13 protein-coding genes are annotated in these 15,099 nt (G+C 60.8%); 4 read left to right on the top strand and 9 right to left on the bottom strand.

What is annotated here, in order from left to right; all coding sequences use genetic code 11:
* Positions 1 to 97: 97 nt before the first annotated feature.
* Positions 98 to 697, bottom strand: a complete 600-nt coding sequence (locus DTP52_RS14360) for a hypothetical protein (RefSeq protein WP_109753943.1) — start codon at positions 695 to 697, stop codon at positions 98 to 100.
* Between the two features lie 143 nt (positions 698 to 840).
* Here DTP52_RS14360 and DTP52_RS14355 point away from each other — a divergent pair, with 143 nt between their 5' ends.
* Positions 841 to 1,629: a dienelactone hydrolase family protein gene (locus DTP52_RS14355; RefSeq protein WP_109753942.1), complete on the top strand. Its 789-nt coding sequence runs from the start codon at positions 841 to 843 to the stop codon at positions 1,627 to 1,629.
* Positions 1,630 to 1,830: 201 nt separating this feature from the next.
* Positions 1,831 to 2,556 carry a 4'-phosphopantetheinyl transferase gene (locus tag DTP52_RS14345; RefSeq protein WP_218278355.1) on the top strand — a complete coding sequence of 242 codons (726 nt, stop codon included), beginning with the start codon at positions 1,831 to 1,833 and terminating at the stop codon, positions 2,554 to 2,556.
* Positions 2,557 to 2,661: 105 nt separating this feature from the next.
* Here DTP52_RS14345 and DTP52_RS14340 read toward each other — a convergent pair whose 3' ends face one another.
* Both DTP52_RS14340 and DTP52_RS14335 read right to left on the bottom strand, forming a co-directional pair.
* Positions 2,662 to 4,272 carry an ATP-binding protein gene (locus DTP52_RS14340; protein ID WP_109753940.1) on the bottom strand — a complete coding sequence of 537 codons (1,611 nt, stop codon included), beginning with the start codon at positions 4,270 to 4,272 and terminating at the stop codon, positions 2,662 to 2,664.
* Positions 4,269 to 4,991: a response regulator gene (locus DTP52_RS14335; RefSeq protein ID WP_109753939.1), complete on the bottom strand. Its 723-nt coding sequence runs from the start codon at positions 4,989 to 4,991 to the stop codon at positions 4,269 to 4,271. The genes DTP52_RS14340 and DTP52_RS14335 overlap by 4 nt, the downstream gene beginning before the upstream one ends.
* A gap of 878 nt (positions 4,992 to 5,869) precedes the next feature.
* Between DTP52_RS14335 and DTP52_RS14330 the strand changes: the two genes are divergently transcribed.
* Positions 5,870 to 8,761, top strand: coding sequence for a ribonucleoside-diphosphate reductase subunit alpha (locus DTP52_RS14330; protein ID WP_109753938.1), 2,892 nt, complete (start codon positions 5,870 to 5,872; stop codon positions 8,759 to 8,761).
* Between the two features lie 376 nt (positions 8,762 to 9,137).
* On the opposite strand, the gene flgE is transcribed toward DTP52_RS14330, so the two are convergent.
* The 6 genes from flgE to DTP52_RS14300 form a co-directional block, all read right to left on the bottom strand.
* Positions 9,138 to 10,454 (bottom strand): flagellar hook protein FlgE, encoded by a 1,317-nt coding sequence (flgE, locus tag DTP52_RS14325; RefSeq protein WP_109753937.1) that lies wholly within the window; start codon positions 10,452 to 10,454, stop codon positions 9,138 to 9,140.
* Between the two features lie 30 nt (positions 10,455 to 10,484).
* Positions 10,485 to 11,207, bottom strand: a complete 723-nt coding sequence (gene flgD / locus DTP52_RS14320; RefSeq protein WP_109753936.1) for a flagellar hook assembly protein FlgD — start codon at positions 11,205 to 11,207, stop codon at positions 10,485 to 10,487.
* Between the two features lie 15 nt (positions 11,208 to 11,222).
* Positions 11,223 to 11,666, bottom strand: coding sequence for a flagellar basal body rod protein FlgC (gene flgC / locus DTP52_RS14315; protein ID WP_003204730.1), 444 nt, complete (start codon positions 11,664 to 11,666; stop codon positions 11,223 to 11,225).
* 3 nt (positions 11,667 to 11,669) lie between these two features.
* Positions 11,670 to 12,077, bottom strand: a complete 408-nt coding sequence (flgB, locus tag DTP52_RS14310; RefSeq protein WP_003204732.1) for a flagellar basal body rod protein FlgB — start codon at positions 12,075 to 12,077, stop codon at positions 11,670 to 11,672.
* 356 nt (positions 12,078 to 12,433) lie between these two features.
* Positions 12,434 to 13,261 carry a protein-glutamate O-methyltransferase CheR gene (gene cheR, locus DTP52_RS14305; RefSeq protein WP_109753935.1) on the bottom strand — a complete coding sequence of 276 codons (828 nt, stop codon included), beginning with the start codon at positions 13,259 to 13,261 and terminating at the stop codon, positions 12,434 to 12,436.
* 57 nt (positions 13,262 to 13,318) lie between these two features.
* Positions 13,319 to 14,245, bottom strand: a complete 927-nt coding sequence (locus tag DTP52_RS14300; protein WP_060741036.1) for a chemotaxis protein CheV — start codon at positions 14,243 to 14,245, stop codon at positions 13,319 to 13,321.
* Positions 14,246 to 14,323: 78 nt separating this feature from the next.
* On the opposite strand from DTP52_RS14300, the gene flgA reads away from it, so the two are divergent.
* Positions 14,324 to 15,088 (top strand): flagellar basal body P-ring formation chaperone FlgA, encoded by a 765-nt coding sequence (gene flgA, locus DTP52_RS14295; protein ID WP_063324729.1) that lies wholly within the window; start codon positions 14,324 to 14,326, stop codon positions 15,086 to 15,088.
* Positions 15,089 to 15,099 lie beyond the last annotated feature (11 nt).

Here is a 15,099-nt window from a genome sequence, read left to right as displayed (position 1 = left end):
CCACAGGCAAAATCAAACAATCCAGCACCACGCACCTCAACGAAAGGCGCCGGATCGTCTTCGACCGATCCGGCTGGATACGCTCACCATCGACCGCTTAGAACGTGTAGTTGGCGGACAGGTACGTCTGGGCGCTGCTGGTCAGGTCCAGCGAGCCGACCTTGTCGCCACCGTGCGGGCTCATCTCGGTGCTGGCGTTGCTGCGCAGGTAACGGTAACCCAGTTCAACCGAGGTGTTTTGCGAAATTTGTTGCAGGACGCCCCCTTGCAGGCCCACCGCGTAGCCGATGTCGCTGTCGCGGCTGTAGCCGGGAGAGTCCTGGGTCAGCTTGGTCAGGCCCGCCGTGCCGCCGCCGAACAGTTTGGTGCTGCTGGTGACCGGATAGAACACATCGTAGCTGCCCAGCAGGTTTTCCTGGCGCAACTTGATGCCGTTGTGGGTGCCCGAGACGTTGTCGTAGGTGGCGTAGTAGCGGCCCTGGTCGTTTTGCTTGCCCAGTCGCAGGCCATACGTGGTGTCCTTGCCGATGACGCCGTCGGCGTTGGGGTTGTTCAGGGCGCTGTCCAAGGCGTTGGATTTCTTGACTTTGTCGCTGGTCTGGCCAAGGGTCAGGCTGGCGAAGTTGTCATCGGCGTGGGCCATGGCAGTGGCGCCCAGCACGGTGAAAGCCAACAGCAGTTTTTTCATAGCAGTCATGATCAAGTTCCTTTGCAGCGTGGGTGGTGTGTGAAGTCGCTGTCACGTTAACCAGCGGTCCCTGAACACCCCTTGAACGTTCTCTGAACCTGCGCTGAATGAATCGGCTAATCTGAGCGAACCATTTTTTAAGGAGATCCATCATGCGCAGGCTGCTTGCAGTTGTACTTCTGGCCTTTAGCGGTGCGAGCCTCGCCGCCATCCAGACCCAGGAAATCCCCTACACCAGCGCCGACGGCACCAAGCTGATCGGTTATTACGCCTATGACGACGCCGTCAAAGGCCCGCGCCCAGGTGTGGTAGTGGTGCATGAATGGTGGGGGCTCAACGACTACGCCAAGCGCCGCGCCCGTGACCTCGCGGGCCTGGGCTACAGCGCCCTGGCCATCGACATGTACGGCGACGGCAAGAACACCGAGCATCCCAAGGACGCCATGGCCTTCATGCAAGCGGCGCTCAAGGACAGCAAGGCGGCCAGCGCCCGTTTCCAGGCCGGATTGGACCTGCTGAAGAAACAGCCCCAGACCGATCCGGACAAACTCGCCGCCATCGGCTACTGCTTCGGAGGCAAGGTAGTACTCGATGCAGCGCGCCAAGGCGTGCCGCTGGCCGGCGTAGTGAGCTTCCACGGTGCGCTGGTGACCAACACCCCGGCAACGCCGGGCAGCGTCAAGGCCAAGGTGCTGGTCGAGCATGGAGCCCTGGACAGCATGGTCACCCAGGACAACGTCACTGCGTTCAAGGGCGAGATGGACAAGGCCGGTGCCGACTATAAATTCGTCAGCCTCGAAGGCGCCAAGCACGGCTTCAGCAACCCCGACGCCGACCGTTTGAGCCACGGCGAACATGGCGGACCGGACATCGGCTACAACAAAGAAGCCGATGAGAAGTCGTGGGCGGATATGCAGAAATTCTTCAAGAAAATCTTCTGATACATCCCTCCTGTGGCGAGGGGATTGTGGGAGCAAAGCTTGCTCGCGACCCAGGCGACTCGATTTCTGGAAGACCACATCGCCTTCATCGCGGGCAAGCCTTGCTCCCACGGCAAGCTCCCTCGCCACAAAAGCCAGCCATGCCCCACATAAACACCACGCCACTACCCAGCCTCCCGGCAACCCGGCAAAATGCCCGGCATGAAGACACTCCCCCCCCTGCCCGCCTGTTGCTCGCCCCTGGATGAACACTGGCTATTGCCCGACGCCCTGCCCGATACGGTGCTGCTGAGCACCCGCTTCGACCCGTTGTTGCTGGTGGGCGCCGACTTCCCTAACAGTGCCATCGAGCCACCGGCAAGCATCCAGCGCTCGGTAGCCAAGCGCCAGGCAGAATTCCTGGCCGGGCGGATCTGCGCCCGGGCGGCTTTGCAGAGGCTCGACGGTCAAACCTGCGTGCCGGCCATCGGCGAAGACCGTGCCCCGGTGTGGCCAGCTCACGTCAGTGGTTCGATCACCCACAGCACTGGCCGTGCAGCGGCAATCGTCGCGAGAAAAGAACACTGGCAGGGGCTGGGCATGGACGTGGAGAACCTGCTCGACCCCGAGCGCGCCGAACGCCTGGCCGGTGAAATCCTCACATCGCCAGAGTTGCAGCGTATGGCCCAGCTCACGCGCGATGACCGGGCCTTGCTGGTGACCCTGACCTTTTCAGTGAAGGAAAGCCTGTTCAAGGCGCTGTATCCCATCGTCAGGCAGCGCTTTTATTTCGAGCATGCCGAAGTGCTGGACTGGACACACGATGGGCAGGTGCGGCTGCGCTTGCTGACGGACCTGTCGGCGGAGTGGCGCCATGGCAGTGAATTGCAGGCGCGGTTTGGGGTGAGGGATGGGCAGCTATTGAGCCTGGTGGGGATCAAGGCCTGATATTTGTGGTGTTTGGGAGGGCCTCATCGCGAGCAGGCTCGCTCCCACATTGGCATGCGTACACCTGTGGGAGCGAGCTTGCTCGCGATGGGGTCGCCACATCTCTCAAGACCGGTCCTGATGCCTCGGCCAACTCAAGCTGAAACAGGCCCCGCCCAGGCTCTTGCTCTTGCCGATCAGCGCCCGACCATCGTGCCAGTGGATGATTCGCCGCACGATCGACAGCCCCAGCCCATGGCCGCCCGAAGCCCGGGCGCGGCTGTCGTCCAGGCGCAGGAAGGGTTTGAAGATCCGTTCCCAGGCCGCTTCCGGCACGCCGGGCCCGTCGTCTTCCACGTCCACCCGACAGCGCAACTGGCCCACCTGGTAACTGACGGTGACCCGGGAATTGGCGTGGCGCATGGCATTGCCCACCAGGTTCTGCAGGGCGCGATGCAGGAAGCGCGGTTCGGCCTCGACCCAGGCGCCGTCGCAATCGGCGGCCGACAGGCATAGACCGCGCTCGACCGTGATTCCGGCCCGCAACGGCCCCAGCTCATCGATCACTTGATTGACCAACGCGTCCAGATCCACCCGTTGGAAATTCAAGGCCGGTGAGCCTTGTTCCAGGCGCGCGTAGGTGAGCATTTCGTCCACCAGCCGATCCAGGTCCTCGATGTCGTGGTCCATGCCCGCCAGGTACTTGTCCCGGGCCTGGGGCGTGGTGGCGCTGCCGAGCATTTCCAGGCCGAAGCGCAGGCGCGCCACCGGCGTGCGCAATTCGTGGGACACCGCGCGCACCAGCTCCCGCTGAATCGCCAACAGTTGCTGCAAGTGCTCGGCCATGCCGTTGAAGGCCGCGGCCAGTCGCCCGACCGAATCGGCACCGCGGGCCGGCACCCGGGTTTCCAGGCTGCCCTGGGCGATCTGGGTGGCGGCTGACTCCAGGCCACGCAAGCGCCGCTCCAGTTGACGCACCAACAGGTAGACGATCAACCCGATCAGGCTCAACCCCAGCGCCGCGATCAGCACCAGCCATTGCGGCGGATAAGGGTTCATCTGGTACAGCGGACCGATCTCCAGCACCCATGGCGTGCCGACCATGCCGGCGAATACCCGGATGGAGTCGCCGCCCTTGCCCAGGGCCATCACCGTATCGCCCTCGGACACCCGACGGCGCTGGTCTTCGTCCATGTCCGCCTGTACGACGGTCATCAGTCGCAAGTCGAAACCGAAGCCTTTTTCCTCCTTGAGTTGCGCGAGCCGTTCGGGCTGCTCACCCACCGGGTAGCGCACCAATTCGTCGGCCAGCAGGTAAATAGTCGCACGGGCCAGTTGTTCGCTGATCTGCTGGACTTCCCCCACCAGCATCAGTTGCTCGCCATCGCTGACCAGCCGATAGACCTTCGCCGCATGCGGCCCGGTCTGTTCCACCAAGGCCTGGCCGCGTAATACGCGGGTGCGCTGCCCGAGATCGAGGTCGGTCTGGGCGAAGGTCTGCAACGCCAGGGGGATGCCCAGCAGGCGCTCCCACACCGCCAAGGCTCGCCGCCGTTCGGTATCGTTCATCGGCCGCAGGTTGTCAGCCATCAGCGAAAACGTGCCGTGGGCCAGGCGCTCGCGGTATTGCTCACTGCGGGTCTGGTTGAGCAAGTGCAGGGCCAGTACGCCGAGCACCGCCACCAGCACCAGTGCCGCGCACATGCCGCCATAAATGCGCAGGAAGATCGAATTCACGGCGCCAGGTCTACGCAAGCTTCAGGAACGAACAGGTAGCCTTTGCTGCGGATGGTCTTGATCAGCCGTGGATGGTCCGGGTCGTCGCCGATCTTGGGGCGGATGCGCGAAATGCGCACATCGATGGAACGGTCCTGGCCGTCATACCCGATGCCGCGCAGGGCAGTGAAGATTTCTTCCCGGGACAGGATGCGCCCGGCATTGGACACCAACAGCCACAGCAGGTCGAATTCAGCGCTGGTCAGCTCGATACCGTTGCCCTGCAACCAGGCCTCGCGCAGGGCATCGTCGACCACCAGTGGGCCGAACTGCAGGCGTCGCTGCTTTTGCGCGGCGCTCGGCTCCGGCTCACTGCGCCGCAGCAAGGCCTGAATGCGCGCCAACAGCAAGCGTGGGCGCACCGGCTTGCAGACGTAATCATCGGCGCCCAGGTCCAGGCCCTGGATCTGATCGGTGTCGTCGCTACGAGCTGTGAGCATCAGGATCGGCCCGTCATACTGCTCGCGCACCTTGCGACAGATGCTCAGGCCGTCTTCGCCGGGCAGCATCAGGTCGAGGACCACCAGGTCCGGCTGCTCGGCGATGATCCGCGCGGCCGCCACCGCGCCATCGCCTTCGATGGCGACACGCAGTCCGTTGCTTTCGAGGTATTCCCGGGTCAGCTCGGCCAGACGCTGGTCATCCTCGACGATCAATATCTGCCAGGCTTCTTGTTCCACTGGGGGCCCCTCTTGCTGCGAATATAAAAGGAAGGATCAGCATCGCCCCTTGTGGCGAGGGGATTTATCCCCGCTGGGTCGCGAAGCGGCCCCCTGCGTTCTGTCTGACCCGCACGGTCGCCAATTCTGGGCCGCTTCGCCGCCCAACGGGGATAAATCCCCTCGCCACAAGGGACCGCTTCGGATACAGCTCCTCCCGTCTTTTTGTCATGTTAAAGGAGGATAAACACCCTCATGCACGGGCCGATTGTATAAACGTCACCTGCACAGAAAACAAGCGGACAAATGTGTTTCGATCGGGTGGGTTTTATGTGGTAACGTCCGCGCCCGCAAAAACCACCGGGCTGTTTTCTGATCGTCGAAACCGATGAAAAAAGGTCCACTCCAGCTAGGTCGCGGCCTACAGAGCAGTTCCAGGTTTCTCACACAAATTACGCACAGGCTTATCCACAGGTAGTACGTTGCATACCCCCCGAAAACGCATTATCTTGTAGCCCGCCGCGTAAAAAACCCTACATGTAGGGTTTCAGGCCAAAAACCAAACACAAGTCGGACAGAGAATTCAAGCGCTTTTCTTGCTTCTGTCCAGCTGAAACACTGTATTTCCCCAAGCCCAGACCGCCCCTGCGGATGGCAGCTGTTTCAAGGTCGAAAACGACCGAAACGGTACGGGTGTTGCAGTCAATTGCTGCCACCCCGACAACCCGGTTTCGAGCCCTGCTCGCAACCTGAGAACTTCGGATGGAAGCGGCATTAAACGCCTGCTTCCTACTGTCCCGAAGTTGTTATGCCCGGCGCCAGTCGGTTGTAGTGCTTCAGGACGGAACGGTGGGCACCGTGATGGTGCCCAAACAAACATAAAGAACGTGGAGACACCCATGCACACCGACACAACTCGCGAGAACCCGCAGGGCACCGCGCCGCTGGCCGCCGATTCGAGCCCGGATCTGTCCGCCACCGCGCCGGGCCAATTGCGTGTGATCAAGCGTAACGGCACTGTCGTTCCTTACACCGATGACAAGATCACCGTCGCCATCACCAAAGCGTTTCTCGCAGTTGAAGGCGGCACCGCTGCCGCTTCGTCGCGAATCCACGACACCGTGGCCCGCCTGACCGAACAGGTCACCGCGACCTTCAAGCGTCGCATGCCTTCGGGCGGCACCATCCACATCGAAGAAATCCAGGACCAGGTCGAACTGGCCCTGATGCGTGCCGGCGAGCAGAAAGTGGCCCGCGACTACGTGATCTACCGTGACTCCCGCGCCAAGGAACGTGCTACCCGCTCCCCAGCCGACGCACCGGTCCAGGCTCACCCGTCCATCCGTATCGCCCGCGCCGACGGCAGCCTGGCGCCGCTGGACATGGGCCGCCTGAACACCATCGTCACCGAGGCCTGCGAAGGCCTGGAAGAAGTCGATGGCGACCTGATCCAGCGCGAAACCCTGAAGAACCTCTATGACGGCGTCGCCCTCAAGGACGTCAACACCGCGCTGGTGATGACCGCCCGGACCCTGGTGGAACGCGAGCCGAACTACTCCTTCGTGACCGCTCGCCTGCTGATGGACACCCTGCGTGCCGAAGGCCTGAGCTTCCTGGAAGTCGCCGAAAGCGCGACCCACCACGAAATGGTCGACCTGTACGCCAAGGCGTTGCCGGCCTACGTCGCCAAGGGCATCGAGTTCGAATTGCTGAACCCGGTGCTGGCCGAATTCGACCTGGAAAAGCTCGGCAAGGCCATCAACCACGAACGCGACCAGCAGTTCACCTACCTGGGCCTGCAAACCCTGTACGACCGCTACTTCATCCACAAGGATGGCGTGCGTTTCGAACTGCCGCAGATCTTCTTCATGCGCGTGGCCATGGGCCTGGCGATCGAAGAAAAACAGCGTGAAGACCGCGCCATCGAGTTCTACAACCTGTTGTCGTCCTTCGACTACATGGCCTCGACTCCAACCCTGTTCAACGCCGGCACCCTGCGTCCACAGTTGTCGAGCTGCTACCTGACCACCGTTCCGGATGACCTGTCGGGCATCTACGGCGCCATCCACGACAACGCCATGCTGTCGAAATTCGCTGGCGGCCTGGGCAACGACTGGACCCCGGTTCGCGCATTGGGCTCGTACATCAAGGGCACCAACGGCAAATCCCAGGGCGTCGTGCCGTTCCTCAAAGTGGTCAACGACACCGCAGTCGCGGTCAACCAGGGCGGCAAGCGCAAGGGCGCGGTCTGTGCCTACCTGGAAACCTGGCACATGGACATCGAAGAGTTCATCGAGCTGCGCAAGAACACCGGTGATGACCGTCGTCGTACCCACGACATGAACACCGCCAACTGGATCCCTGACCTGTTCATGAAGCGTGTCTTCGACGACGGCAAGTGGACCCTGTTCTCGCCATCCGAAGTGCCGGACCTGCACGACCTGACCGGCAAGGCTTTCGAAGAGCGCTACGAGTACTACGAAGCCCTGACCGAGTACAACAAGATCAAGCTGTTCAAAGTCGTCCAGGCCAAAGACCTGTGGCGCAAGATGCTGTCGATGCTGTTCGAGACCGGCCACCCATGGCTGACCTTCAAGGACCCGTGCAACCTGCGCAGCCCGCAACAGCACGTGGGCGTGGTCCACAGCTCGAACCTGTGCACCGAGATCACCCTGAACACCAACAAGGATGAGATCGCGGTCTGCAACCTGGGCTCGATCAACCTGCCGAACCACATCGTCGACGGCAAGCTGGACACCGCCAAGCTGCAACGCACCGTGAACACCGCCGTGCGCATGCTCGACAACGTGATCGACATCAACTACTACTCGGTGCCGCAAGCGAAGAACTCCAACTTCAAGCACCGTCCGGTCGGCCTGGGCATCATGGGCTTCCAGGACGCGCTGTACCTGCAGCACATCCCGTACGGTTCGGACGCTGCCGTCGAATTCGCCGACAAGTCCATGGAAGCGGTCAGCTACTACGCGATCCAGGCTTCCTGCGACCTGGCCGACGAGCGCGGCGCCTACGAGACGTTCCAGGGTTCGCTGTGGTCCAAGGGCATCCTGCCGCTGGACTCGCAACAGATCCTGATCGCCCAACGTGGCCAGAAGTACATCGATGTGGACCTGAACGAATCCCTGGACTGGGCACCGGTTCGCGCCCGTGTGCAGAAAGGCATCCGTAACTCCAACATCATGGCCATCGCTCCAACCGCGACCATCGCCAACATCACCGGTGTGTCGCAGTCGATCGAACCGACCTACCAGAACCTGTATGTGAAATCGAACCTGTCGGGCGAATTCACCGTGATCAACCCGTACCTGGTTCGCGACCTCAAGGCTCGCGGCCTGTGGGACTCGGTGATGATCAACGACCTGAAGTACTACGACGGTTCGGTGCAACAGATCGAGCGCATTCCGCAAGAGCTCAAAGCGCTCTACGCCACCGCGTTCGAAGTGGACACCAAGTGGATCGTCGACGCCGCCAGCCGTCGCCAGAAGTGGATCGACCAGGCTCAGTCGCTGAACCTGTACATCGCCGGCGCTTCGGGCAAGAAGCTGGACGTGACCTACCGCATGGCCTGGTACCGTGGCCTGAAAACCACCTACTACCTCCGTGCCCTGGCCGCCACCAGCACCGAGAAGTCGACCATCAACACCGGCAAGCTGAACGCTGTTTCCAGCGGCGGCAACCACGGTGACGATTCTGTCCTGGCGGCTCCAGCGGGACCAGCGCCAGTGCCAAAGGCCTGCGCGATCGACGAGCCGGATTGCGAAGCTTGCCAATAAGCTGAGCGAGCGGGCGTGTAAAAGCGCCCGCTGAAGAAGCCCCCGATAGACCGCTGGTTTATCGGGGGTTTTCTTTTGCCTGGAGGAAATCAGCGCCTGACCCGGCGCTCATCGCGAGCAGGCTCGCTCCCACAAAGGTCAGGCGATACACATCACTACTGTGGGAGCGGGCTTGCTCGCGAAGGCGTTGGCACATTCAACATCGCCGCTAGCAGACCCACCGCTTTCGCGAGCAAGCCCGCTCCCACATTGGAATGCGCCCACCTGTTGTGAGCCTGCTCGCGATGAGGCCGGTACAAGCGCAAAAAAAATCGCCGCACACAAAAAAGCCCCTCTTGCGAGGGGCTCCTTGTGCAGCTTCAAGCAACCGTCGACATCAAGCCATCTGAATGATGGTCTGCATGATGGTGCTCTGGGTGGAGATGGTCTTGGCGTTCGCCTGGTAGTTGCTCTGGGCCTTGATCAACTCGACCAGTTCGTTGGTCAGGTTGACGTTGGACTCTTCCAGGGAGTTGGAGACGATCGAACCCAGGGTGCCGGTTTGCGGAGCATCGTAGCCCGGGATGCCCGAGGCGAAGGTTTCTTTCCAACTGGTGCCGCCTACCGGCTGCAAACCTTGCTCGTTGGTGAAGCTGGCAAGCGCGAGCTGGCCGATCGGCTTCGTCTGGTTGTTGCTGAAGTTGGCCAGCAATACACCACTGCCGTCGATGGTCAGGTTGGTGATCTGGCCAGTGGCGTAACCGTTCTGGGTCGGAATCGAGCGCGCGGTATCGGCGTTGTACTGGCTGGTGTTGCCCATGGAAATCGTGATAGTGGGTGCACTCGCGGCGCCGTTGGCGGCCCATACGCCGTTGGTCACGGTGCCAGGTACCCAGCCAGTCAACACCAGGTCGCTGTTGATGGTCGGCGTAGTGGCAGGCGGCACTGGCGGCGTGCTGACCTGAGTCAGCTTGCCGCTCGAATCAAAGCTCATGGTCGAAGGAATGGGAGCGTTCGCACCGGTCGTGGTCGGCGCGGTGCCGTTCAGGTTACGACCATCGATCAAGGTATAGACGTTCCAGGTGTTGCCGGCAGTCTTGACCATGTACTGGTCCATGGAGTGCTGGTTGCCCTGGGTGTCATAGACCGGAGTAGTGAACTGCTTGGTGAACGTGGCCGTATCGGCCGGATTGAACGCCGCGGTGATCGCCGTCGCCGTCGAGTTCAGGTTGATCGTCGAGGACACCAGGCTGGTGGCCGTCGGCGGCAGGTTGGAAGTGTCGATGCGCAGGTCGGTCAGGATGCCGTTCTGGATCTTGCCGTTGGCATCCACGCCATAGCCCTGCAGGCGCGCAGTACCATCGCTATTGGTGATGTAGCCTTCCTTGTCGGTCTTGAAGGTACCGGCACGGGTGTAGCTCAGGGAGCCGTCGTTGCTCAGGACAAAGAAGCCCTGGCCCTGGATACCCATGTCCAGCACGTTGCCGGTGTTGTTCACGTCACCCTGGCCGAACTGCTGGGAGACGTTGGCCAGGCGCACGCCGTTGCCGACAGTCTTGCTGCCCGAGCCCAGCTTGGTGGCCGAATAGACATCTTCGAATTCCGCGCGGGACGATTTGAAACCGGTGGTCGCCACGTTGGCGATGTTGTTACCGGTCACGTCCAGCTGTTTGTTGGCTGCATAGAGACCGCTAAGGCCGATGTTGAAAGACATTTTCCACTCCTTTTGCCGGGTTAGTCGGCTCTACATACCAATAGTTTGGACTTTGGACAGGGCAATGCTGCCCAGCCCGGCCAGGTTGAGCATCAGCTCACCGCCCGTCTGGCTGATCGTCACGCTGCTGACCGTGGCCGGCAGGTTGGTGATCAGCGACGTGGCCTTGCCGTCGATGGTGGTCGAGGCCGCGAAGGTGTAGGTGCCCGATTCGACCGTCGTGCCCGCGTCGTTCTTGCCATCCCAGATGAAGGCGGAGTTGCCGGCCTTCTGGCTACCCAGGTCAATGGTGCGAACGGTCTTGCCGTCCTTGTCCACGATCTTGACGGCAACGGAGGACACCGATGTCGGGACTACTACAGTGCCGTTGAGGCTCTTGGAGGTATCGACCACGGCCTTGTCGCCGGGGGCGATGACCGAGCGTCCGACCAGGGACGAAGCCTGCAAGGCCTGGGACGAGTTGTAGTTGCCGGCGATGCCGCTCACGGTCTCGTTGAGGGTGGTGATGCCCTCCAGGCTGCTGAACTGTGCCAGTTGGGCAACGAACTCGCCGTTATCCTGTGGCTCCAGCGGGTTCTGGTTTTTCAGCTGGGTAACCAGCAACTGCAAGAACGCATCCTTGCCCAGCTCCTGGTTGCCGCTCGCTGCCTTTGTCGCACTCCCCAGGCCATCGGTGGTGGTGTTGGTCTTGACCGAGGAGTTGGCCAGAATCTCGTTGAGGCTCAAACCACTTGTTGTACTGGTAACGCTCATGTGACTCGCCCCTTATCACTGACCGAGGGTCAGGACCTTCTGCATCATGGTTTTGGCGGTGTTCATCATTTCGGCGTTGGTCTGGAACGAACGACTGGCGGAAATCATGTCGGCCATTTCTTCGACGACGTTGACGTTCGGGTAGTAGACGTAACCCTTGGCGTCCGCAGCCGGATGGTTGGGCTCATAACGAGCTTCGAGGTTGCTCTGGTCTTCGACCACGCCAAGCACCTGTACGCCCTGACCGGCCGCGTCCTGTTCCTGGAACAGCGAGTCGCTGCCGCCGGACTGGCCGCCCTGGAACATGGTGGCGAATACCGGGTGGCGGGCGCGGTAGGTCTGGTCGATGCTCGACGAAACGGTCTCGGCGTTGGCGATGTTACTGGCGACGGTGTTCAGGCGAGTGGTCTGGGCACTCATGGCACTGCCGGCAATGTTGAATACGCTAGCAATCGACATGGCTTACTCTCCGCGCAGGGCCGATACCAGCCCTTTGAACTTGCTGTTGAGCAGGGTGAAGCTGGCCTGGAAGTTCACGGAGTTTTCCGCGTAGTTGGACTGTTCCAGTTGAGCGTCCACGGTGTTCTGGTCGATCGAAGGCTGCATCGGCGTGCGATACATCAGCGACTCGTCGCCATTGCCCAGGCCTTCGGCCTCGATATGACGGCTGTTGGTCATGTTCAGGGCGAAATGGCCGTTCTTGGTCTTCTCGTTCTGCTCGGCGAGCACTTTGGAGAAGTCCAGGTCCCGAGCCTTGTAGTTCGGGGTATCGGCGTTGGCGATGTTATTGGCCAGGACTTCGGCACGCTGGGCGCGGAAGCTCAGGGCCTGTTCGTGGATACCGAGCGCTTTATCGAAGCTGATGCTCATGTCGGAAACCTTTGGGTGACCAGAATGTACGTACGACGGCTAAAGCAAGCGCCGTGCCATTTCCAAAAACCCCATAAACCGGGGCTTTGCGGACACCGGCAAGGCGGCAATGCCAGAAAAGCGGCAACTGGTTTCCGCTGGCTGCCGCTTTTCTGCCGCTTCTGCAGGATGGATGCGTTCCATTGTGGGAGCGAGCCTGCTCGCGATAGCGGTGTGTCAGTCCACATCAATGTCGCCTGGAATACCGCATCGCGACCAGGCTCGCTCCCACAGGAAGCTGTAGTGAATTGGAAAAAACTGGCACAAAAAAAACGGGAGCCCCAAGGGACTCCCGTTTTTTTGACAACCTGAACGAATCACTTCGCCTGGTAGATGATCCCCGGGCTGCACTGGACCATCTGGTAATGATCCGGCAAACCGTTCAACGCTTCGGAGGCGCCAAGGAACAGGTAGCCGCCTGGCTTGAGCGTGCCGTGGATGCGCAGCAGGATGTCCTTCTTCACTTCGGCGGAGAAATAGATCAACACGTTGCGGCAAAACACGATGTCGAACTTGCCCAGGCTGGCGTAGCTGTCCAGCAGGTTGAACGAGCGGAATTCCACCCGGCTCTTGATCGGCGCCTTGACCACCCATTTGCCCGGCCCTTTCGGGTCGAAGTAGCGTTGCAGGCGATCCGGCGACAGGCCCCGGCCGATGGCCAGGCTGTCGTACTCGCCGGTCTTGCAGTTATTGAGCATGGTCCCGGACAGGTCAGTGGCGACGATCTGCACGCCGCCTTTCAACTGGCCGAGGTTGGACCGTTCGAACTCATCGATGGTCATCGACAACGAATAGGGTTCCTGCCCCGACGAGCAGGCTGCCGACCAGATTCGCAGGCGTTGGCCCGGACTGGCCTTGATGGCCGCCGGCAGCACCTTATTCTTCAACACCTCGAACGGATAGGTGTCACGAAACCACAAGGTTTCGTTGGTGGTCATCGCGTCCACCACCATCTCGCGCAAGCCACTGCGCGGCTGGCTCTGGATACGCTGCACCAGTTCGCCCAATGACTTGAGGCCCTGTTGTTCCATCAATTTATTGAGACGGCTCGACACCAGGTATTGCTTGTTTTCACCAAGCAAGATGCCACAGGCTTTTTCCAGGAAGACCCGGAACTGTTCGAAATCCAAATTACCCGTAGACAAGATACCGCCTCTTTCATCGCGTTGACTTGCCGGGCGCACAACGCGCCCGACCTTTGCTTACTCTGCTGCCTTGATCCGATCGACTACCCGGGAAGCCAGGTCATCGGGCCGGAATTTCGCCAGGAAATCGTCGGCGCCGACCTTCTTGACCATCGCCTGGTTGAAAACACCGGACAACGAAGTATGCAAGATGATATGCAGCTTTTGCATACGTGGGTCGCTGCGGATTTCCGACGTCAGGGTATACCCGTCCATCTCCGGCATCTCGATGTCGGAGATCATCATCAGGAATTCTTCCTCGGGCTTCTTGCCCTCGTCGACCAGCGCGCGCAGATAATCCAGCGCCTGACGCCCATCGTTCAACGCCACTACCTCGACACCGACCGTTTGTAGACAGCGGGTCACCTGCTTACGTGCCACCGAAGAATCATCGACGGTCAATACCCGCAGCGAAATCGCCTTGTGCTGGGTCTCGGCGTCCACCACACCCGCGGAAATAGCCTCCGGAGTGGGAGCCACTTCAGCGAGGATCTTCTCCACGTCGATGATTTCCACCAACTGGTTATCGACCCGGGTCACTGCCGTCAGGTAGTGATCGCGACCAGTACCCTTGGGCGGTGGATGGATCTCCTCCCAGTTCATGTTAACGATGCGTTCCACCGAGCGCACCAGGAAACCCTGGGTCTTGGTGTTGTACTCGGTGATGATCACAAACGGATTGCTCTGGTCCAGCAACCGACCGGAACCGGTCGCCATCGCCAGGTCGAGGATCGGGATGGTCGCTCCCCGGATATTGGCCACCCCGCACACAACGGGACTGGACTTGGGCATCAACGTCAGCTTGGGGCATTGCAGCACCTCGCGGACCTTGAAGACGTTGATCCCATACATTTGTTGGCCGTCGAGACGGAACAACAACAGCTCCAGGCGATTTTGACCGACCAGCTGAGTGCGCTGGTTTACCGAATCCATTACTCCCGCCATGCCCTGACTCCTACATAACGCTAATGTGTCCGACGCGCATTCATCACTAAACGGCACGGGGCTTGCTATTGAACCGGCATGAACGCACAAACGACATTTTCTCGACGCCTGACCACTCACTGCCGCCATTGGCTCGGTGCACTGCTGGCTGTCTGCCTGTTCACTTCGGGCGGTCCTGCCCTTGCTGCTGTTCCGGTTACCTTGCCTGATCTCCTTATCGGCGTCACTCAGGGCTTTCTTGAATTCACCGTAGAAGACTATCTGGCTACCAGTCAAACCGAAGGGCGCTACGAAATCGAAGTCAACCAGCTCGACCCGCGCCTGCGCATGCCGATGTGCGACAAGGAATTGACTGCTTCGCTGGAGAGTCCGGCCAGGCCTCTGGGCCGCGTCACGGTGAAGGTTCGTTGCGACAGCGCCGCGCCCTGGACGGTGTTCGTGCCGGCTCAAGTGCGCCTGTTTCGAGAAATTGTCACGACCACTCGTCCGCTCAAGCGGGCCGGGATTGTCGAGCCCCAGGACGTGATGTTGCGCGAACGGGACATCAGCCAGATCACCCAAGGTTTCCTGACCTCCGTTGACCAGGCCATCGGGCAGAAACTTGTCCGACCAATGGTCGCCGATCAGGTCGTGACGCTGGTGCACCTGGAGCAGGCCGAAGTGGTCCGCAAGGGCGACCAAGTGGTCATCACCGCCCGCAGTGGCTCCCTGGCCGTGCGGATGCCCGGCGAGGCCCTGTCCAACGGCGGCATGCGTGAGCAGATACGGGTAAAAAACCTCAACTCCCAACGCGTGATCAAGGCGCAAGTGATGGCCCCAGGCCAAGTGGAAGTGGCGATGTAGTGATCCGGTAA

Origin of the sequence: Pseudomonas sp. 43mfcvi1.1, assembly GCF_900115935.1 — a bacterium.
In the GTDB taxonomy this organism is placed as follows: Bacteria; Pseudomonadota; Gammaproteobacteria; order Pseudomonadales; family Pseudomonadaceae; genus Aquipseudomonas; species Aquipseudomonas bijieensis.
Note: the sequence above shows the minus strand (reverse complement) of the source record. Positions and strands in the feature narration are given on the sequence as shown.

Bases quoted from the DNA above. Each gene is read 5' to 3' on its own strand.
- DTP52_RS14300 (WP_060741036.1), bottom strand. From the start codon at position 14,245: ATGGCGGGAGTAATGGATTCGGTAAACCAGCGCACTCAGCTGGTCGGT.
- DTP52_RS14345 (WP_218278355.1), top strand. From the start codon at position 1,831: ATGAAGACACTCCCCCCCCTGCCCGCCTGTTGCTCGCCCCTGGATGAA.
- flgC (WP_003204730.1), bottom strand. From the start codon at position 11,666: ATGTCGATTGCTAGCGTATTCAACATTGCCGGCAGTGCCATGAGTGCC.
- DTP52_RS14355 (WP_109753942.1), top strand. From the start codon at position 841: ATGCGCAGGCTGCTTGCAGTTGTACTTCTGGCCTTTAGCGGTGCGAGC.
- DTP52_RS14360 (WP_109753943.1), bottom strand. From the start codon at position 697: ATGACTGCTATGAAAAAACTGCTGTTGGCTTTCACCGTGCTGGGCGCC.
- flgB (WP_003204732.1), bottom strand. From the start codon at position 12,077: ATGAGCATCAGCTTCGATAAAGCGCTCGGTATCCACGAACAGGCCCTG.
- flgA (WP_063324729.1), top strand. From the start codon at position 14,324: ATGAACGCACAAACGACATTTTCTCGACGCCTGACCACTCACTGCCGC.
- DTP52_RS14330 (WP_109753938.1), top strand. From the start codon at position 5,870: ATGCACACCGACACAACTCGCGAGAACCCGCAGGGCACCGCGCCGCTG.
- flgD (WP_109753936.1), bottom strand. From the start codon at position 11,207: ATGAGCGTTACCAGTACAACAAGTGGTTTGAGCCTCAACGAGATTCTG.
- flgE (WP_109753937.1), bottom strand. From the start codon at position 10,454: ATGTCTTTCAACATCGGCCTTAGCGGTCTCTATGCAGCCAACAAACAG.